This window comes from Nonomuraea soli (genome assembly GCF_013761175.1).
Taxonomy (GTDB): Bacteria; Actinomycetota; Actinomycetes; order Streptosporangiales; family Streptosporangiaceae; genus Nonomuraea; species Nonomuraea soli.
On record NZ_JACDUR010000003.1, the window covers coordinates 924,394 to 943,857 of the forward strand.

Genomic DNA, 19,464 nt, shown 5'->3' on the forward strand with positions numbered 1-19,464 from the left:
CTCGTGATCACCAGCATCGTCACCGCGCTCGCCCTCCTGGCCGATCCCGTCCAGGGTGCTCCCGAGCTGACCCACAACGCCCTCTACAAGCAGGGCAAGCTCGCCAAGGTCACGTGCTCGCTCAAGAAGGGCACGAGCAAGGCGTCGACGGAGAAGTACGTCAAGAACCTGGTCGCCTGCCTCAGCAAGTCGTGGAAGCCCCTGGTCCCGGAATGGGAGGAGCCGCGCGTCAGGTTCCTCAAGGAGCCCAAGGGGAACGCCACCGGCGTCGAGTTCAAGGACTCCTTCATCGACCGGTTCTACGGCCTGGACGTCTACCTCGCCAACGACTGGATCAAGGCCAAGGACGACCTGGCCATCCAGGTCCAGTTCGCCGACGCCTTCGCGAGGGTGGTCATGGACCGCGCCGGCATCACCCTCGGCTACCGGGCGCTGCCGAACGACGGCGACGAGAAGCTGCTCCAGGAGCACCGGCGCCGCTTCGACTACCAGGTGGCCTGCCTGACCGGCGTGACGATGAAGGCGCTGGGCCGCACCTCCAAGAACTGGAAGCCGCTGCTGAGGGCAGAAGCTCCCCACCCGGTCGAGGAGCGCTACCACAGGATCTGGCAGGCGAAGGTGACCAAGAACGAGTTCGCCTGGTTCACCCAGGGCTACCGGGCCGGCAGCCCCAAGGCGTGCAACACCTGGAAGGCCTCCGAGTCCAGGGTCAGCTGACGAAGTCCGCCAGCGCCCGCTCGTAGCGAGCCTGGTCGACGTTCCACGACCCGACGTGCCCGCCGCCGTCGGTCTGGACGAACGTCACCAGGTCCGGGCGTGCCTTGGCGAAGGCCGCGGCGGCGCCCATGGGCACCCCGGTGTCGGCCGAGTCGGCGAAGACCAGCATCGGCGTCTTGAACGCGGAAGCGTGCTTGACCTGGTCGAGGTCGTCGAAGGAGATGCCGGTCCGCCGCTCGACGATGAACTTGGCCACTCCCGCGAACCACACGGGCACGCCCTGCTCGCGGGCGCCTGCCTCGATGGGCGGGGTCCAGTCGAGCACCGGGCTGTCCATGATGATCCCCTTGATGGGGGCGTCGGGCATCTTGCGCGCGGCCGTGGAGACGATGGCTCCGCCCATGGACCAGCCGTACAGGATCACGTCGGAGGCGCCCTGCGACTGGGCGTAGGCGACGGCGGCGGCCACCTCCTGCCATTCGGAGGCGCCGAGGTGGAACTTGCCGTCGTCGCTGGCCGGAGCGCCGCGGTCGTTGCGGTAGCCGATCGACAGCACCGGCATCCCCAGCCTGTGGAAGAACGGCATGACCCGCAGCGTCTCCGACGGGTTGGCGTTGCGCCCGTGGACGGCGACGACCCACGTCTTGGCCTGGCCGTCGAGCCGCCAGGCGGGGTAGCCCTTGATGGAGACCTTCTCGTACGGCAGGCCGAGGGCGGAGGTGGGGTCCTCGTCGCCGTACATCCACCGGTCGAGGTAGGCGCGGACGCCGGGCTTGAGCTCGCCCTTGCGCACCTTGATGAGCAGCCGCGTGACGCTCTCGCCCGAGACGCTCGACACCGGGCCGACCAGGGCGCTTCCTCCCGCCCACGTCAGGCCGTACATGCCGGGGGAGTCGGTGTCGCCGCCGCCCTTCAGCGTGACCTGGCCGCCGGAGACGGCGGTCACCTCGATCGGGTACGAGGCGGGCCCCCGTGCCGGGTCGATGACCATCCCGGAGTAGTACCAGCCCCCGGCCCCGAGGGCCACCACCACCAGGACCGCGAGCACGGAAGCGGTCCACACGAGCACTTTTTTCACCCCGAGACGATACCTGGTGTTTGCACCGCTTAGGTGATTAGATGACTTGATATGTCCCACAGTGAAGTGACGCGCCCCACCCTGTCGGACGCGCTCACCGAGCGCATGCTGGATCTCATCCGCCAGGGCGGTCACCGGCCGGGTGACCGGCTCCCCTCGACCAGGGAGCTCTCCCAGCGGTTCGCCGTGACCACCCCGACGCTTCGCGAGGCGCTGCGGCGCCTGGAGGCCACCGGGGCGATCGAGATGCGGCACGGTTCCGGCATCTACGTGGGCGCCGCCATCGAGCGGGTCGTGCTGCCCAACCCCAACGTCCGCCAGATCCACGGCGAGCAGCTGCTCGACCTGCTCGACGCCCGGATCCTGATCGAGCCCCCGCTGGCCGCCAGGGCGGCGCTCAACAAGCGTGGAGCGGAGCTGCGCACCCTGCTGGACCGGGCCGCGCAGTACCTGCAGGGCCGCGACACGGAACTGGCCGAGGTCAACCTCGACTTCCACCGGTCGGTGGCGCGGGCGGCCGGCAACGGCGTGCTGGCCGAGGTGGTCGACTCCCTGCTCACGGTGCACGCCTCCGAGCAGCGCGAGATCCTGCGCCTGTTCGACGACCGCCGCCGCGACTACGAGGAGCACCTGGCCATCCTCGAAGCGATCGTGGACGGCGACCCGCAGTCGGCGGGCGAGCTGATGAAGGCCCATCTCCTGGATGTGAAGACGGTCATAGAACAACGGATGTGAGGTCCCATGATCCGGTCGGTCGTGGCCACGTTAGGCGTGGCGATCCTCTTGACCTCCTGCGGCACCGCAGCCGAAGCCCCCAAGAAAACCGAGCTGTCGCTCTACAACGACAAGGGCGCCTGGAGTAAGTACTTCGAGGACATGGGCGCCCTGTCCAAGCAGAAGATCGGCCTGGGTGTGAAGCCCGTCGGCCACACCGACTCGGCGCAGTATCAGGCGCTCATCAAGGCGGCCTTCCGCACCGACACCAAGCCCGACCTGTTCACCTGGCAGACCGGCGGCATGCTCCAGGAGATCGTCAAGCAGAAGCAGGTGGCCGACACCACCGCGATCTGGCAGGAAGCGATCAAGAACGGTGACTTACCGCAGGACCTCGCCCCGTACTACACCTTCGACGGCAAGCAGTACTGCGTGCCGCTGAACGTCGCCTACTGGGGCATGTTCTACAACAAGAAGACCTTCGACCAGTACGGCCTGCGGCCGCCCACGACCTGGGACGAGCTCATCCAGGTGGCCGACACCCTCAAGCGGAACAACGTCAAGGCGTTCTACCACACCAGCGTGCTGTTCTCCTTCGTCTGGTTCGAGCAGATGCTGGCGGGCACGGACCCCGACCTGTACGACAGGCTCTCCACCGGCAAGGCCAAGTACACCGACCCGGGCGTGGTCCAGGTGATGGAGCGCTGGAAGTCGATGATCGACGCTGGATACTTCGTCAATCCCGGCGACAAGACCGACCCCGCCGACTCGCTCAAGAACGGCAAGAGCGCGATGGTCTCCTTCGGCACCTGGTTCAACACGAGCATGACCCAGCGCAGTCTCAAGGCGGGCACCGACTACGGCTTCTTCGTGATCCCGAACATCAACGCCTCGCTCCCCAAGACCTCGGTGATCTTCGAGAGCGGCCCGCTCTGCTCCCTGACCGGCGCGCCCGACGCGGACGCCAGCATGAAGTACCTCAAGTGGTGGACCACCCCGGAGGCGCAGGAGAAGTGGGCGACCACCCGCGGCGACGTCAGCGCCAACCCCAAGGTGGCCATCGCCGACCAGGCGCTCGGCCAGATCACCAAGGACGCGGGCAGCGGGAAGTACCGCCTGGTCAACCGCTACTTCGAGGCCACGCCGCCGCCCATCCTGACCGCCGCGCTCGACGGTTTCGGGCTGTTCGTCACCAAGCCCGCTGAATACCAGAAGGTGCTGCAGGACATCCAGAAGGCCGCCGACGAGTACTGGAGCACGCACCAGTGAAGTGGCGTGCCGGTTACGTGGCGCCGGCCGTCCTGCTGGTGGCAGCGCTGCTCTACGCGCCCTTCCTGTGGACCGGCTACCTGAGCTTCACCCGCTACGACGGCCTGGCCCCGGCGCAGTTCGCGGGGCTCGGCAACTTCGCCGAGCTCGTCCAGGACCCCGCCCTGCTCACCTCGATCCGCAACACGCTGATCTGGGTGGCGGGGACGATGATCCTCCCGGTGGGGCTCGGGCTGCTGGTGGCGGTGCTGTCGTACGACCTGAAGCGCGGCGCCTGGTACCGGCTGCCGTTCATGCTGCCCTACGCGCTGAGCGGGGCCGGGCTGGGCATGGTGTGGAGCCCGATCCTGTCGCACGGCGGCATCGCCAACCTGCTGCTCGGCGTCGACACGGCCTTCCTGCAGGAGGCGCCGCACAACACGCTGGCGATGTTGCTGGTGTGGACCTGGCAGCAGCTCGGCGTCAACACCCTGCTGTTCGTCGTCGGGCTGCAGTCCATCCCCAAGGAGCCCATCGAGGCCGCGCGGCTCGACGGCGCCGGGGGATGGTCGTTGTTCCGCCACGTGATCTGGCCGCTCATGGCGCCGCTGACCGCGGTCGTGGTGGGGCTCGCGCTGGTGGCGAGCCTGAAGACCTTCGACATCGTGTGGGTCATGACGCAGGGAGGTCCGGGGCGGTCGTCGGAGACGCTCGCGGTGACCATGTACCGCGACACCTTCGTGGCCAGTGAATACGGGTACGGCTCGGCGGTGGCGGTGCTGCTCACCGTGGTCACCGGGCTGGCGTCGTACCTCTACCTGAAGAGGCAGGTCACGTGATCCGCCGTGCCGTACTGATCGTGCTGGGCCTGGTGTGGCTGGGCCCGACCTATCTGCTGCTGGTCAACGCCATGCGGCCGGCCGGCTCCTACGACCCGTCGAAGGCCTGGATCCCGTCGGGTGAGTTCCGGCTCCTGCAGAACTTCGCCACGGCGCTGGAGCGGGCCGATCTGGGTGCGAGCCTGGCCGGCACGCTGCTCTACAGCCTCGCCTCGCCCGCCCTCGCGGTGGTCATCGGCGCGATGGCCGGCTACACCATCGTGGTGCTGCGGCTGCGGGGCGGCTTCTGGTGGTTCATGTTCATCTTCGGCGGCACGATCTTCCCGTCGCAGATGCTGCTCGTGCCGCTCTTCGTCACCTACTCCGACCTCGGCCTCTACGACAGGCGCCTGGGCATGATCCTGGTCTACACCGCGATCAGCGTGCCCCTGGCCGCCTTCGTGCTGCGCAACTTCTTCACCGGCATCGCCTACTCGATCTTCGAGGCCGCCCGCATGGACGGCGCGTCCACGGCCCGCATCTTCTGGCGCATCTACCTGCCGCTGGCGGGCACGGCGCTGGCCGCGGTGTTCATCCTGGAGTTCACCTTTATCTGGAACGACCTGCTCTTCGGCCTGGCCCTCACCCAGACGGCCGAGGTGCGGCCGGTCATGACGGTGCTGGCCGGGCTCATGACCGACGTCTACGCGGGCACGCCGGTGCCCGTCGGCCTGGCCGCGGGGCTGGTCGTCTCGTTGCCGACCGTGCTGCTGTTCCTGGCCACCCAGCGCCTCTTCGCCCGAGGCCTGTCCCTAGGGAGCGTGTGATGACGAGCCGGCTGCTGCAGCCGAGTCTTGGTTCGCCCGACTACGACGGCATCCGCCAGACCCTGCGCGAGAACACCTCGACCGAGGTGCTGCCGGGGGTGCGGGTCTCGATGGTGCCGCTGTTCACCCACGACGGCCGCCAGGTGGTGCGGGTGTCGGGGCCGCCCGGCGTCACGTACCGGCTGGACGAGCTGGAGAGCGACGGCACCTTCCTCGTGCCCGAGGTCGACTCCCCGCGTGCGTTCACGCTGGAGGCCCCCGGGATCGGCTCGGCGCGGGTCATCGTCACGCCGCAGCGCAAGTGGACGGTCTTCGTCGTCCACCACTCCCACCTCGACATCGGCTACACCGACCCGCAGGGCACGGTCCTGCGCCACCACCTCGACTACCTCGACGCCGCGCTCCGCCTGGCCCAGGAGACGGCCGCCTGGGACGACGACGCCCGCTTCCGCTGGACGGTCGAGTCGTCGTACCCGGCGATCAAGTGGCTGGCGGCGCGTCCCGCGCCGCAGGTCGAGGCCTTCGCCGAGCTCGTACGGCAGGGCGTCGTCGAGGTGACCGCGCTGCCCTTCCAGCTGCACACCGAGGCCTGCTCGACCGAGGAGCTCTATCGGCAGCTGCGCTTCGTCAGGTCCTTCCCGTTCCCGGTGCGCTCGGCCATGCACACCGACGTGCCAGGGGCGGTGGTCGGGCTCGTCGACGCGCTGAACTCGGTGGGCGTGCGCTACCTGGCCGCCGCCCACAACTGGGCCGGACGCAGCGTGCCGTACCTGCACGGCGGCGACGGCCTGACGCGGCCCTTCCGCTGGAGGGCGCCCTCAGGGCAGGAGCTCCTGGTCTGGTTCACCGACACCCCACACGGCATGGCCTACATGGAGGGCAACACGGTCGGGCTCACCGACTCCTACGAGCTCAGCATCGACCTGCTGCCGCGCTACCTGGACTCGCTGGCCAACCGCTCCTACCCGTACGGCCCCGGCACTTTCGGCTGGCTCGGGCCCGACGCGGCCAAGCCGCCCTACGAGCTCGACGCGCTGCACCTGAGGGTCCAGGGCGCCCACGCCGACAACGCGGGGCCCTCCATCGTGCCCGCCTCGATCGTCAGGCAGTGGAACCAGGACTGGGCCTGGCCCCGGCTGCGCTCGGCGACCAGCAGCGACTTCTTCGACCACGTGGCCGAGCGGCACTTCGACGCGCTCGCCGTCCACGAGGGCGACTGGACGGACTGGTGGGCCGACGGGCTCGGTTCCGGCGCCCGGCCGCTGGGGTACGTGCGGCGGGCGCAGAGCGCGCTGCGCGCGGCCGAGACGCTCAACACGCTGGCCGGGCACGACGCGACCGCCGACATCGACGACGCCTACGACAAGGTCGCGCTGTTCAACGAGCACACCTGGGGCGCGGCCAACCCGTGGGAGGACGCCGAGGAGGCGGGCGACTCGGGCGGCCTGCAGTGGACACGCAAGTCCGCCGGGGCCTACCAGGCCCAGGACGACGCCTGCGACCTGCTGCAGGCCGCCATCAGCCGGTTCGGGCGCGGCACGGGCTCCTTCGCGGTCTTCAATCCCGCGACGAACACGCGCACGGACGTGGTGCGGGCCTTCCTCCCGCGTGACGTCGTGCCGCTCGACGCCCCGATCGTGCTCGTCGACGCGCGGACCGGGCGGCGGGTGCCGCACCACGAGGAGGTGGTCGAGCCGGAGGACTGGCCGACCAGGCCGATCGGCAGGCATCTGGAGGCGGTGGTCGAGGACGTGCCCGGATTCGGATACGTGCGCCTGGACGTCGCCCCCGGCGAGCGGGCACCGGCCGCCGCCGAGACGGGGGAGCCGGTGCTGGAGAACGAGTTCTACCGGGTGAGCTACGGCGTGCGCGAAGGCCACATCCGCTCGATCTTCGACAAGGTGGCCGGGCGCGAGCTGGTCAACCAGGACGCCGCCGGAGGGTTCGGGCAGTACGTCTACGACCGCTACGCCACCGCGCCGCACTTCAACCACATGTCGGGCCACGTCGGCGCGCACGACCGCACCCTGCTCGGCGACCGCGCGATCGCCAGGCACGCGGCCATCGTGAAGTCGGTCAGGACCGCCGTGGGCGAGAAGCTCGTCGTGGAACTCCAGGGCAAGGGCGTCGACTGGCTGCGCACCACGATCGAGCTGCATCGCGGCGTGCCCCGCCTCGACCTGCGCTACCAGCTCGCCAAGCAGGGCACACCCGGCAAGGAGGCGGTCTTCCTGGCCTTCCCCTTCGCCGCGGGCAGGCCGCCCGCCGCCTGGGAGCTGACGGGCGGAGTCGGCGGCACCGACCTGCCCAAGGTGCCGGGCTCGGCCGCCTACATGCTGCCGATCAGGCACTGGATGGCGTTCGAGGATCCCGAGCTCACGATCGCGTGGGCGACGATGGAGGCGCCGCTGGTCCAGCTCGGCACCATCCACATGCCCTACGCGCCGTTCCCGCCGACGCTCGACGACGAGCCGGGCACGCTCTACTCCTGGGCGCTGAACAACATCTGGGACACCAACTTCCCCGCCCAGCAGCAGGGCGAGACGACCTTCCGCTACGCGGTCGCCTCGCGGGCGCGGGCCGACGCCAGGCGGCTGGGCGCCGAGACGGCGGCGGGGCTGACCGACCCGTTCATCGCGGTGCCGACCGGCACGGCGCTGCCGGAGGAGAGGTTCGCGGAAGTCGACCACCCGGACGTGCGGATCACCTCGCTGGGGGCCGGGCCGGTCGCCCGGCTCAGGTCGCTGTCCTCCGAGCCGGTGGAGGTCACGGTACGGCTGGGCGAGAGATCGGTGAAGGTGCGGATACCCGCCTGCGGAGTGGTGGAGCTGTGAAGATCGTTGACATCCGGGCGACGACGGTGGCGGTGCCCCTGGAGGCGCCGCTGCGTCACAGCAACGGCGCCCACTGGGGACGCTTCGTCCGCACCCTCGTCGAGGTGGAGGCCGACAACGGGCTGGTCGGGCTGGGGGAGATGGGCGGCGGAGGGGAGAGCGCGGAGGCGGCCTTCCGCGCGCTGATGCCGTACCTGAAAGATCACGATCCTTTCCAGCTGGAGGCGCTCCGCTTCAAGATCGCCAACCCGACGGCGTCGTTGTACAACAACCGCACCCAGCTCCTGGCCGCCATCGAGTTCGCCTGCCTCGACCTGATCGGCCAGCACCTCGGCGTGGCCGCCTGCGACCTGCTCGGCGGGCGGATGCGCGACGAGGTGCCGTTCGCCTCCTACCTGTTCTTCCGCTACGCGGGCGACGGCTTCGACGAGGTGCGCACCCCCGACCAGCTTGTCGCGCACGCCCGCGCGCTCAAGGGGGAGCACGGCTTCACCGTTCACAAGCTCAAGGGCGGCGTCTTCCCGCCCGACTACGAGTTGGAGTGCTACCGGGCGCTGGCCGAGGCCTTCCCCGGCGACCGGCTGCGCTACGACCCGAACGCCGTGTTGTCGATGGCCGAGGGACTGCGGTTCGGCCGGGCGATCGAGCACCTCGACAACGACTACCTGGAGGATCCGGTCTTCGGACTCGAAGGGCTGCGCTACCTGCGCGAGCAACTGCGGGTGCCGCTGGCGACCAACACGGTCGTGGTCAACTTCGAGCAGCTCGCCTCCAACGTGCTGCGCAGGAGCGCCGACGTGGTGCTGCTCGACACGACGTTCTGGGGCGGCGTGCGGCCCTGCGTGAAGGCGGCGGGGGTGTGCGAGACCTTCCAGCTCGGGGTGGCCGTGCACTCGTCGGGGGAGCTGGGCGTGCAACTGGCGACCATGCTGCACCTGGGCGCGGTGCTGCCCAACCTGGGATACGCCGCCGACGCGCACTACCACCAGCTGCTCGACGACGTCATCGAGGGAGGCAAGCTGGAGTATCGCGACGGGCGCATCGCGGTGCCGTCCGGGCCCGGCCTCGGGGTGCGGCTCGACGCGGCGAAGGTCGCGGAGTACTCCGAGTTCTACCGCGAGAAGGGCGGCTACCTCTACGATCGCGACCCCGGACGGCCCGGCTGGTACGCCCAGGTGCCCAACGAGCGCTTCGCCGACCCGTCTCATCCGGGGTAGATCGCCCCATAGTGTTGCTTCATGGCGCAAGACCCCGAAGAGCCGCAGGCCAAGCCCGCTGAGCCCACCGACGATCTCGTAACCACCCAGCACACCCTGCCGACGGGTGAGGCCTACACCGCGACCACGGGGACCGTGGTCCTGCGCGAGGAGGCCTTCACCGACGGCACGTTCGACGGGCACAAGGCCAAGGCGGAGGTGTTCGTCACCGCCTACACCCTCGACGGGGCCGACCCCTCGAGCAGACCCGTCACCTTCGCCTTCAACGGCGGGCCCGGCTCCTCCAGCGTCTGGCTGCACCTGGGCGTGCTCGGCCCCCGCCGGATCGTGATGGGCGACGCGGGCAACCTGCTGCCCCCGCCCTACAGCCTGGCCGACAACGCTGAAACGCTGCTGCGCGACAGCGACCTGGTCTTCATCGACCCGGTCTCCACCGGCTACTCCCGAGCGGCCGAAGGCGAGAAGGCCGCCGCCTTCCACGGGTTCACCGGCGACCTGGAGTCCGTCGGCGAGATCATCCGGCTGTGGACGACACGCAACGGGCGCTGGATGTCGCCCAAGTTCCTGGCCGGTGAGTCGTACGGCACGCTGCGCGCGGCCGCGCTCGCCGACTACCTGCAGTCGCGTTACTCCATGTACCTCAACGGGCTGATGCTGATCTCCAGCGTCCTGGACATGGGCACGATCCGCTTCCGCGAGGGCAACGACCAGCCCTACGCGCTGTTCCTGCCGACCTACGCGGCGATCGCCCACTACCACGGCCTGCACGGCGACCGCCCCCTGGCCGACGTGCTGCGCGAGGCCGAGGAGTACGCCGCCCGCGACTACCCGTGGGCGCTGGCGCGCGGCACGCGGCTGACCGACGACGAGCGCTCGGGGCACGTCGCGACCGTCGCCCGGCTGACGGGCCTGTCCGAGGACTACGTCGACCGGGTCGACCTGCGCATCGAGCACGTGCGCTTCTTCACCGAGGTGCTGCGCTCACGCCGCCAGACCGTGGGCCGCCTCGACGGCCGCTTCACCGGCTGGGACCCCGACTACGGACGCGAGAGCTTCACCTACGACCCGAGCATGAGCGCGATCATGGGGCCCTACTCCGCCGCGCTCAACCACTACCTGCGCACCGAGCTCGGCTACTCCAACGACCTGCCCTACGAGATCCTCACCGGGCGCGTGCAGCCGTGGTCGTACAAGGAGTTCGAGGGCGCCTCCGTCAACGTCGTCGACAAGCTCGGCTCCGCGATGCGGCAGAACCCCCACCTGCGCGTGCACGTGGCCTGCGGCTACCACGACGGCGCCACGCCGTACTTCGCCGCCGAGCACACCTTCGCCCACCTCAGGGTGCCGGGCGAGCTGCGCGGCCAGATCGAGTTCAAGTACTACGAGGCCGGCCACATGATGTACGTGCACGAGGGCATCCGCGTGCAGCAGTCGGCCGACCTGGCGGCCTTCGTCAACGCTTCACCGCACGCAGGATGACGAACCTGGGGTCGCTCGCGACGACCTCGCAGTTGCCGAACAGGCGGCGCAGCTTGACGTGGTAGCCGAGGTGACGGTTGCCGATCACGTAGAGCTCGCCCTGCCGGCGCAGGGCCTGGCGGGAGTCCTTGAACATCCGCCAGGCCGTACGGTCGGTCGTGCCCCTGTGGCTGTGGAAGGGCGGGTTGTTCAGGACGAGGTCGACGTCCGTGACGCCGGCGGTGCTGTCGCCCGTGACGAACGTCGCCTGCGGGCAGTTGGCCCGCGCCGAGGCGATGGCCTGGTACGACTCGTCGGCGAAGACGACCTCCTCCGGGTCGTCGAGGCTCGCCCGCAGGCCCACCACGCCGTTGCCGCAGCCCAGGTCGAGCACCCTGCCGTGGGCCTTGGGCAGGTGATCGAGGAAGAACCTGGTGCCGACGTCGAGGCGGTCGGCACAGAAGATCCCCGCGTGATTGACGATCATCGTGCCGTCGGGGAGCGCGTAGCTCCTGGGCCACGGGCTGGGCACGCGCGGGATCGTCAGGTCGGGCGTGCAGTGGATCAGCCGGGCCTTGCGCTTGGCCAGCGACGTCCGCGTCGGGCCGAGGATGCGCTCGAACAGCTGCAACGTGCTCGTGTGGATCTCGGTGACCATGCCGGTGCCCATGATCAGGGTGCCGGCGTGGACGGCGGGAGCCAGCCGGTGCAGCTGGTCCTCCAGGAGCGCCAGGCTCTTGGGCACCCTGACGAGGAGCACGTCGATCCTCTCCGGCGGCGCGTCCTGCGTGGTCAGCATCCGTACGGCGGGGCGGCCGTTGCGCCGCAGGTTGTCGAGGGTGGCCTGCTGGGTGAGGAACGAGTCGGTGATCTGGATCGGGTTCACGTCGGCCAGGGCCGTCGCCAGCGCACCCCAGCGGTCGGCGAGGATCACGACCTCGCCGCTCACCTCGGGCAGCTCGTCCAGGAGATACTCGTCGGCGGCGTCCCACGCCCTCAGCTGGTCGCGCGGATCGACGGGAAAGCGGGTGAGCTCGAACTCATTCATCCTGGTCGAGGGTACCGGTGCGGGAGGCCATCACCTGGAGGACGTGCTCCTCGGCCCAGTCGGTGATCGCCTGGATCGGCGCGCGAAGGGAATGGCCCAGCTCGGTAAGCTCGTACTCCACACGCGGCGGCACCTCCGCGAAGACGTGCCTGGTCAGCAGGCCGTCCCTGGCCATCGCCCGCAGCGTCTGGGTGAGCACCTTCGGGGTCACGCCGCCGATCTGGTCCTTCAGCTGGGTGAAACGCATCGGCCCCTGGCACAGGTTCAGGACGACGAGCACCGTCCACTTGTCGCCGATGCGGTCGAGCACCAGCCGGGTGGGGCAATTCGGGTCGAAGGCATTTCCCTTGGTCATAGTTTCTCCAAGGTACCAATGGCACGTTGAAGTAACCAGTATCCAATGGATACCGTCGAAATCATGAAGATTCTCCTGATCGGCGCGACCGGCATGGTCGGCAGCCGCATCGCGGCCGAAGCCGTCAACCGGGGCCACACGGTCACCGGAGTCACCCGCAGCGGAGCGTCCGGCACCCAGGCGGCCGCCGCGGACGACGCCTCCGCCGTCGCCGCCCTCGCCACCGGCAAGGACGCCGTCGTCCTGGCCATCGCCCCGCCGCGCGACGGCTCCGAGCCCTCCGCCCCACTGCTCGCCGCCGGCCAGGGCGTACTCGACGGCGCGCGCAAGGCCGGGGTGCGCCGCGTCGTCATCGTCGGCGGAGCCGGCTCGCTCGAAGTCGCACCCGGCGTGCGGCTCGTGGACACGCCGGAGTTCCCCGACATGTACAAGAACGAGGCGCTGGCCCAGGGGGACCTGCTCGAGTTCGTCAGGGAGAACGCCGGCGACCTGTCGTGGACCTACATCTCACCGGCCGCCGTGATCGCCCCCGGCACCCGCACGGGCTCCTACCGGGTGGGCGGCGACGAACTGCTCTCCGACGACGAGGGCAACAGCTTCATCTCGGCCGAGGACTACGCGGTGGCGCTGGTCGACGAACTGGAGAAGGGCACGTCGATCGGACGGCGGATCGGGGTGGCCAACTAGGGCAAAGGGCCTCGCCTTCGGCTCGGGCTGCGTCTGGTGGGGGTGCGCCTTCGGCCCACCCCCACGCCCCCGGCTGGGGCTGCCGCCCCAGGCCCCGCATGGTTGCCGTTCGAGGAAGCCAATGAGAGCCTTCCTGCTGGCCCTCTCGCTACTCCGGAGTGCAGACCCAGGAGGATCAAGCGGAGCTCCGGACAGCCATCGGCTCCGATCCGGCGGTCAGGCGGAAGCGGGCCCGCACGAAGGCGGCGGTCGAGGAGATCAAGCCCGAGGCAGAATGACGCGCTGTCACAACCGCCCGTTGCGCTGGAGGACGTCGATGGCGCTCACCGTGGCGTGGCCGCGCCAGTCGAGCGCCCCCGCGGGCGACACCTTGAGGTAGTCGACCACCCACCCCCCGTCGTCCTGCTGCAACCCCTCAAGCCGGTCCAGGTCCGCGTCGATCACCGCCTGCGAGAACAGCGCCCTGGCGGGCCGGTCGGGGCGCGGCGCGAAGTCGAGGGCGTGCAGCGCCTCGTCCTGCGTGCCCCCGGCCACCGGCACCCGCCCGTCGGCGGGCACGTAGGTGCCGAGCCGCTCCAGCAGCGGCGCCGCCTCGGCGGGACGGGTGTCGTGCAGGGCGTCGAGGAACTGGATCGCGAAGGACAGGACGTACGCGAACGGCTCGCCGTCCAGGGCGGCGAGGCTGTCGAGGCAGTAGCGGGTGGCGCGCTCCAGCCACGGGTGGCCGGCCACGGCCGGGTCGTGCGCGGCCACGCGGTGGGCGAGCGCGGCGGTGATCGAGGTGATCTGCAGCGCCGACTGGTGCGGGTCGGCGCCCTGCCACCAGGGGGCGGTGGCGGCGGTGACGGTCAGGGGCAGCGCGAACGGCAGGCCGCCGTCGGGCAGGGTCACCGAGGAGAGCCACGCGCACAACTCGTGGGCGCGGGGCGAGGTGAACGGCGCGATGTCCTCGAACACCTCGAAGGCGTGCAGCGCGGCGCCCGGCTGGCTCTCGGGGGAGCGCAGGTCGGCCTCCAGGCCCCAGCCGTAGCCGCCGTCGGGATTGCGGTAACCGTCGAGAGCGTCCAGCACGGCCTCCGAGTCGCTGGCGCCGGTGGCGCCGAGCAGCAGCTCGAAGCGGCGGCGGTCGAGGACGCGGGCGTGGCCGGCCATGAAGTCGGCGGCCGCGGACAGGTTGATGCTCATACCCTCATCATGGGCAGCGCCCCTCGACGGGTCTTGTAGAAATCGGTCAAAGCTCGGTGATGTGCCAGCGCCCGAGGTTGGCGACGTAGGCCGTGGAGCCGGAGAAGGCGATGTTGGTCGGGTGGCACAGCAGGTGCGCCGTGGGGTCGTGGGCGACGACCTCGGCGCGGCCGTCGCGGAGCCTGAGCACCTGGCTGGGTTCGTAGCAGGCGATGTGGAGCAGGCCGCCGGGGCCGAAGGCGAGGCCGTCGGGGACCACGCCGGGCAGCTCCACGACCAGTTCGCGGGCTCCGGCCGAGCCGTCGGGCAGGATCTCGATCCGGCTGATCCCCGGCAGGAAGGACTCCGCCACGTAGAGCGCCCGCCCGTCGGAGGCGAGCCCGTTGGGAAAGGTCAGCCCGCCGTACCAGAGTGCGCGCGACGGGGTGAGGCGCACGACCAGCTCCCCGCCGGGCGAGAAGGCGATGCCGAGCACGAAACCGCCCGTGGACGCCACCTGTTCGCACGAGGAGCCGTCGGGGGCGATGCGGTAGAGCTGGCCCGCCTCGCCGCCGCACCACACCGAGCCGTCGCCCGGCTGCACGGCCACGCACTCCGGATGATCGAGCCGTGGAGAACGCGCCAGGCCGCCGTAGAAGATCCTCATTCGGGCAGCACCACCGGCACCTGCGTCAGCAGCCCGCCGTCGACCTGATGGGCCGCCCCGGTGATGAACGACGACCGGGAGGAGGCCAGGAACGCCACCACCTCCGCGATCTCGGCGGGCCGCGCGACCCGCCCGAGCGGGTGCGAGCGCCCCCATTCGGCGATCAGCTCGTCCTGGGAGCGCGAACCGCGCCACTTGTCGGCCGCCCAGCGCAGCATGGGCGTGTCGACGGAGCCGGGGCAGACGGAGTTCACCCGGATCCCGTCGGCCGCGTGGTCGAGCGCCATCGACCGCACCAGCCCGTTGAGCGCCGCCTTGCTGGTGGAGTAGGCCGCGACCTGCGTCTGCGCGGCGAAGGCCTGCACGGAGGAGATGGCCACGATGGACCCGCCGCCCCGCGCGCGCAGCAGGGGTACGGCGGCGCGGCACACCAGGAAGACGCCCTTCAGGTTGATGTCGAGGACCTCGTCCCACAACTCCTCGGAGGTCTCCTCGACCGTGCCGTAGCGCTGCACGCCGGCGCAGGTGACCACGATGTCGAGCCCGCCGAACGACGACACCGCCAGCTCGCACGCCTCCTGGACGGCGAGGGCGTCACGCACGTCCCCCTCGAACGACGTGACGCCCTCGCGCCGCGCCTGCCGTACCCGCGTGTCGAAGGAGATCACCTGGGCCCCGGCGTCGGCCAGCCGCGTGACCACGGCCTCGCCGATGCCCGCGGAACCACCGGTGACCAGGGCGACCCTGCCGTCGAACTCCATCAACCCAGCACCTCCGCGCGCAGCCACATGGTCTTGCTCTCCAGGGGACCGAGGATCATCGCCGTGCCGTTCGCGACCGCTTCGGCCAGCCCGTTGGTGGGCATGCTCGAGAACGGCTCCAGGCCCAGCACGAAGGCCCGGCCCCACCACGGATGGCCGAGCGAGGCGCCGAACTCCTGCCACATCCACAGGTACGGCAGGACACGGGCGTCCCACTCCACCCGCATCGCCACGGTCCCGCGCACCTCGTAGCGGCCCTCGTCGAAACCCGTCAGGTAGACGATGTCGCTGGCCGTACCCGCCTCGGGCACCACGCTCAGGTCGACGCCGCCGACGACGGGCCAGGTGCCGCCCGACTCCACCCTCCTGCCGGAGGCGTTGAGCGGCGCGGTGTGCGGGATCACCTCCACGCCCTCGGGCAGCACGATCGTGCATCCGGGACGCAGGAACGGGGCCCCGAAGACGATGTGCTGTCCCCACATCGCCTCCAGGGCCTGCCCGGAAAGGTTGCGAACGGTGCTGTTCATCCCCAGACGGGACTCACCGGAGCGCAACCGGAAAACCTTCTCGACCTCGAACGGCAGGCGGCGGGTGCGCACGGTCAGCCGCAGCGCGACCTCCTCGGGACTGTCGGCCACGACGCTCGCCCGCCAGGGGAGCATCGCCACCTCCCCGTGTTGCGCCAAGCGTGCACCTCTGTACACGCTTGGCGCGCCCCCGTTGGGGAAGACCTCCTGCCACCCGCCCTCGTAGTGCTCGATGAAGTCGTCCGAGCCCCGCGGGTTGTGCACACCCTGTGGAGAGAGCCACACGAGATCGGTGTCGGTGGGCTTGTGCAGGAACTCGATCACGTCCCCGCCCTTGTCCGACAGCACGGTGACGCGGAGCCGCTCGTTCTCCAGGACGAAGGCCCGCATACCCTCCAGGAACACCTCCCGGATCCGCGCCGCCCAGTTACGCAAGGAAGCTCACGTCCAGGAACCGCGGCCGGTAGATCGTGACGTCGCGATAGTGGTCGGTGCTCACGAACGTGTTGACGTTGTACGACACGACCAGGGTGCCCTCGGGCGAGATCTCCGGATGAGCGTGCGCGTTGTAGGTGAAGACGTTCCCGCCAGTCTCGGGGGTGGTGTAGACGGGAGTCTTGCCGCCCCACGGGCCGTACGGAGAGCAGGAGAAGTAGGCGACGACGTGCGGCCCGAGCAGCTCGGTCGTGTCGTGAGTGATCAGCACGTAGGAGCCGCGCACCCTGCTCACGGAGTACTCGTTGGCGACCCCCTCCATGATCCGCCCCGAGTCGGCCTGGTTCCACGACCATTCGCCCGAGGCCGTGAGGAACTGCCAGGGCCCGGTGAGGCTCGGCCCCCACACCCGGGCGACGTGCATGTACTTCACGATGCCGAAGTCCTCGACGCCGTACACGTAGGTGTGCGGGCCGTCACGATGCACGCCCGACGCCCACGAGACGCCGCGGCCGCTCGGCAAATCGTGCACGCTGATCGGCCGGTCCAGCCGCCCGGGGGCGAAGCGGGCGACGACGTTGCGATGCCAGCGCCAGTCCCACGTGCCGGGGCCGAACCGCTCGTACTCCTGGTAGGTGACCTCCAGCAGCCCTCCGGCCACGGTCGCGTCGCCCGCCCAGTACCAGTGGTTCTCGTCACGCGGCGGCATGATCGCCCGGGGGTCGTCGGCGGTGCCCGCGTAGATCGTCTCCAGCCGGCCGTGCCGCTCGACGGCGAAGCTGTTGTTGAGCAGCACGGTCGTGCCGCCCTCCTCCACCACGGGCGGCCTGGAGCCGTCGGGGTTGACCGTGCCGAGGAAGGTGTCGGAGAAGACCCACACCTCACGCCCGCCCGGCAGCTTGACGGAGAAGGTGCCGTCGGCGCCCGTCCAGTCGTCGGTGCGGGTGTTGTCGTTGCCCTGGGCGGTGAACAGCGAGGTCAGCCGCGGATTCACCGCCGCCCCGGTGACGGGCAGCGCGCAGGGGGAGGGTCCGAGGTCGGGGGCCTGACGGGCGATGCGGGCATCGGAGGGCACCGGCTGGGGAGGAGCGGCCACCGCCTGTAACGGCGCGGCCACCAGCCCGAGCACGGCGACGACGAGGGGGATCAGTCGCCTCATGACTATCGTTCTAGTCATCAGATCACTTGTTGTCTAGGTCGATAATGAGATGCCCGTGCCGATATCGCGCAGGTAATCTGCGCGGCATGGGACACGTCGAAGTCAACCGAGTGACGTATGTGCTGCCCGACGGGCGGCCACTGCTGAACGACGTGTCCTTCCGCGTCGGCGAAGGCGTCAAGGCCGCCCTGGTGGGGCCGAACGGCGCGGGCAAGACGACCCTGATGCGCCTGATCGCCGGCGACATCCAGCCCGTCGACGGCAGCGTCACCTCCTCCGGCGGTCTGGGCGTGATGCGCCAGTTCGTCGGCAGTGTCCGCGACGGCTCCAACGTCCACGACCTGCTCCTGAGCGTCGCCCCTCCCGCCGTACGGCAGGCGGCCGAGAAGCTGGCGCAGGCCGAGCTCGACATGATGGAGCGCGACGACACCAAGACGCAGGTGCGCTACGCCCAGGCGATCAGCGACTACACCGACGCGGGCGGCTACGACATCGAGGTGCTCTGGGACACCTGCACGGTGGCCGCGCTCGGCGTGCCGTACGACAACGTGAAATATCGTGACGTGGCGACGCTCTCGGGCGGTGAGCAGAAACGCCTCGTCCTGGAGGCGCTGCTCAGGGGCCCCGACCAGACGCTGCTGCTCGACGAGCCCGACAACTACCTCGACGTGCCCGGCAAGCTCTGGCTGGAGCAGCAGCTCAAGGAGACGCCGAAGACGGTCCTGCTGGTCAGCCACGACCGGCAGCTGCTGGCGAACTCCGCCGACCGCATCGTCACCGTCGAGTCCGGCAACATCTGGATCCACGGCGGCGGCTTCATGACCTACGCCGAGGCGCGAAAGGCGCGCAACGACCGGCTCGACGAGCTGCGCAGGCGCTGGGACGAAGAGCACGCCAAGCTCAAGGCGCTGGTCAACATGCTCAAGAACAAGGCGCGCTACAACGACGGCATGGCGCCCGCCTACCACGCGGCCCAGACGCGGCTGCGCAAGTTCGAGGAGGCGGGTCCGCCGGAGCTGGCGCCGAAGGATCAGCTGATCTCGATGCGCCTGAAGGGCGGTCGCACCGGCAAACGCGCGGTCATCTGCGAGGGCCTGGAGCTGACCGGCCTGATGAAGCCGTTCGACGTGGAGATCTGGTACGGCGAGCGCGTCGCGGTGCTGGGCTCCAACGGGTCGGGCAAGTCGCACTTCCTCAAGCTCATGGCGGGGGAGCAGGTCAGGCATACGGGCGTCGCCCGCCTGGGCGCGCGGGTGGTGCCCGGCCATTTCGCGCAGACGCATTCGCGCCCCGACCTGCTGGGCCGCGAGCCCGTCGAGATCGTCATGACTGAGCACGCCCGGCTGAAGAACGAGGCGATGAAGCTGCTGGCCCGCTACGAGCTGGCCGGCCGTACGGCGGAGCAGCGGTTCGAGACGTTGTCGGGAGGCCAGCAGGCCCGGCTGCAGATCCTGCTGCTGGAGTTGTCGGGCGCGACGCTGCTGCTGCTCGACGAGCCGACCGACAACCTCGACCTGGCCAGTGCCGACGCGTTGCAGGAGGGGCTGAACGCCTTCGACGGCACGGTGATGGCCGTCACGCACGACCGGTGGTTCGCCGAGGACTTCGACCGCTATCTGGTATTCGGTTCCGACGGCAAAGTGTACGAATCGCCCGAACCCGTATGGGATGAAACGCGAGTCGTGCGAGCCCGTTAAAGAGTTGGTACGGCTGTCGCGTGTCCAGCGGTTACCGTACCTTCTCAGCGGCT

The 19,464-nt window shown here is 69.9% G+C and carries 18 protein-coding genes; 10 read left to right on the top strand and 8 right to left on the bottom strand.

The genetic code is table 11. The features are described 5' to 3' along the window. The first annotated feature begins 3 nt into the window (after positions 1-3). Positions 4-717 (top strand): hypothetical protein, encoded by a 714-nt coding sequence (locus HNR30_RS17270; protein WP_181610850.1) that lies wholly within the window; start codon positions 4-6, stop codon positions 715-717. On the opposite strand, the gene HNR30_RS17275 is transcribed toward HNR30_RS17270, so the two are convergent. Further along, entirely contained in the window at positions 710-1,795 is a 1,086-nt protein-coding gene (locus tag HNR30_RS17275; protein WP_181610851.1) for an alpha/beta hydrolase, read from the bottom strand. The genes HNR30_RS17270 and HNR30_RS17275 overlap by 8 nt on opposite strands. Before the next feature lie 51 nt (positions 1,796-1,846). Here HNR30_RS17275 and HNR30_RS17280 point away from each other — a divergent pair, with 51 nt between their 5' ends. Genes HNR30_RS17280 through HNR30_RS17310 form a run of 7 tightly spaced genes read left to right on the top strand, consistent with a single transcriptional unit; the run spans position 1,847 to position 10,932 of the window. Further along, entirely contained in the window at positions 1,847-2,530 is a 684-nt protein-coding gene (locus tag HNR30_RS17280; protein ID WP_181610852.1) for a FadR/GntR family transcriptional regulator, read from the top strand. Positions 2,531-2,551: 21 nt separating this feature from the next. After that, positions 2,552-3,778, top strand: a complete 1,227-nt coding sequence (locus HNR30_RS17285) for an ABC transporter substrate-binding protein (RefSeq protein WP_312894460.1) — start codon at positions 2,552-2,554, stop codon at positions 3,776-3,778. Then, positions 3,775-4,596 carry a carbohydrate ABC transporter permease gene (locus HNR30_RS17290; protein ID WP_312894461.1) on the top strand — a complete coding sequence of 274 codons (822 nt, stop codon included), beginning with the start codon at positions 3,775-3,777 and terminating at the stop codon, positions 4,594-4,596. Before HNR30_RS17285 ends, HNR30_RS17290 begins: the two co-directional genes overlap by 4 nt. Next, positions 4,593-5,402, top strand: a complete 810-nt coding sequence (locus tag HNR30_RS17295; RefSeq protein ID WP_181610854.1) for a carbohydrate ABC transporter permease — start codon at positions 4,593-4,595, stop codon at positions 5,400-5,402. The genes HNR30_RS17290 and HNR30_RS17295 overlap by 4 nt, the downstream gene beginning before the upstream one ends. Continuing rightward, on the top strand, positions 5,402-8,236 hold the full coding sequence (locus HNR30_RS17300) for a glycoside hydrolase family 38 N-terminal domain-containing protein (RefSeq protein ID WP_181610855.1): 2,835 nt from the start codon (positions 5,402-5,404) through the stop codon (positions 8,234-8,236). The genes HNR30_RS17295 and HNR30_RS17300 overlap by 1 nt, the downstream gene beginning before the upstream one ends. Further along, positions 8,233-9,453 carry an enolase C-terminal domain-like protein gene (locus tag HNR30_RS17305; RefSeq protein ID WP_181610856.1) on the top strand — a complete coding sequence of 407 codons (1,221 nt, stop codon included), beginning with the start codon at positions 8,233-8,235 and terminating at the stop codon, positions 9,451-9,453. The genes HNR30_RS17300 and HNR30_RS17305 overlap by 4 nt, the downstream gene beginning before the upstream one ends. Before the next feature lie 21 nt (positions 9,454-9,474). Further along, the gene (locus HNR30_RS17310; protein WP_181610857.1) at positions 9,475-10,932 is read left to right on the top strand and encodes a S10 family peptidase; all 1,458 of its coding nucleotides are present in this window, start codon (positions 9,475-9,477) and stop codon (positions 10,930-10,932) included. Here HNR30_RS17310 and HNR30_RS17315 read toward each other — a convergent pair. Together HNR30_RS17315 and HNR30_RS17320 are read right to left on the bottom strand one after the other, a co-directional pair. Beyond that, positions 10,907-11,959, bottom strand: coding sequence for a methyltransferase (locus HNR30_RS17315; protein WP_181610858.1), 1,053 nt, complete (start codon positions 11,957-11,959; stop codon positions 10,907-10,909). The two genes, HNR30_RS17310 and HNR30_RS17315, sit on opposite strands and share 26 nt — an antisense overlap. After that, on the bottom strand, positions 11,952-12,314 hold the full coding sequence (locus tag HNR30_RS17320) for a winged helix-turn-helix transcriptional regulator (RefSeq protein ID WP_181610859.1): 363 nt from the start codon (positions 12,312-12,314) through the stop codon (positions 11,952-11,954). Before HNR30_RS17320 ends, HNR30_RS17315 begins: the two co-directional genes overlap by 8 nt. Positions 12,315-12,377: 63 nt before the next feature. Here HNR30_RS17320 and HNR30_RS17325 point away from each other — a divergent pair, with 63 nt between their 5' ends. After that, complete coding sequence (locus tag HNR30_RS17325; protein WP_181610860.1) at positions 12,378-13,001, top strand: NAD(P)-dependent oxidoreductase; 624 nt, start codon at positions 12,378-12,380, stop codon at positions 12,999-13,001. 285 nt (positions 13,002-13,286) lie between these two features. Here HNR30_RS17325 and HNR30_RS17330 read toward each other — a convergent pair whose 3' ends face one another. From HNR30_RS17330 to HNR30_RS17350, 5 genes are read right to left on the bottom strand one after another with little or no spacing between them, the layout of a single operon-like run. After that, a complete protein-coding gene (locus tag HNR30_RS17330; RefSeq protein WP_181610861.1) occupies positions 13,287-14,186 on the bottom strand; it encodes a hypothetical protein in 900 nt (299 codons plus the stop codon). Between the two features lie 46 nt (positions 14,187-14,232). Then, positions 14,233-14,832 carry an SMP-30/gluconolactonase/LRE family protein gene (locus HNR30_RS17335; RefSeq protein WP_181610862.1) on the bottom strand — a complete coding sequence of 200 codons (600 nt, stop codon included), beginning with the start codon at positions 14,830-14,832 and terminating at the stop codon, positions 14,233-14,235. Continuing rightward, the gene (locus HNR30_RS17340) at positions 14,829-15,593 is read right to left on the bottom strand and encodes an SDR family NAD(P)-dependent oxidoreductase (RefSeq protein WP_181610863.1); all 765 of its coding nucleotides are present in this window, start codon (positions 15,591-15,593) and stop codon (positions 14,829-14,831) included. The genes HNR30_RS17335 and HNR30_RS17340 overlap by 4 nt, the downstream gene beginning before the upstream one ends. After that, on the bottom strand, positions 15,593-16,555 hold the full coding sequence (locus tag HNR30_RS17345) for a DUF4432 family protein (protein ID WP_246378641.1): 963 nt from the start codon (positions 16,553-16,555) through the stop codon (positions 15,593-15,595). Before HNR30_RS17345 ends, HNR30_RS17340 begins: the two co-directional genes overlap by 1 nt. Next, complete coding sequence (locus HNR30_RS17350) at positions 16,548-17,714, bottom strand: DUF5005 domain-containing protein (protein WP_181610864.1); 1,167 nt, start codon at positions 17,712-17,714, stop codon at positions 16,548-16,550. The genes HNR30_RS17345 and HNR30_RS17350 overlap by 8 nt, the downstream gene beginning before the upstream one ends. A gap of 86 nt (positions 17,715-17,800) precedes the next feature. Here HNR30_RS17350 and HNR30_RS17355 point away from each other — a divergent pair, with 86 nt between their 5' ends. Next, positions 17,801-19,411, top strand: a complete 1,611-nt coding sequence (locus tag HNR30_RS17355; RefSeq protein WP_181610865.1) for an ABC-F family ATP-binding cassette domain-containing protein — start codon at positions 17,801-17,803, stop codon at positions 19,409-19,411. The last annotated feature ends 53 nt before the right edge of the window (positions 19,412-19,464 follow it).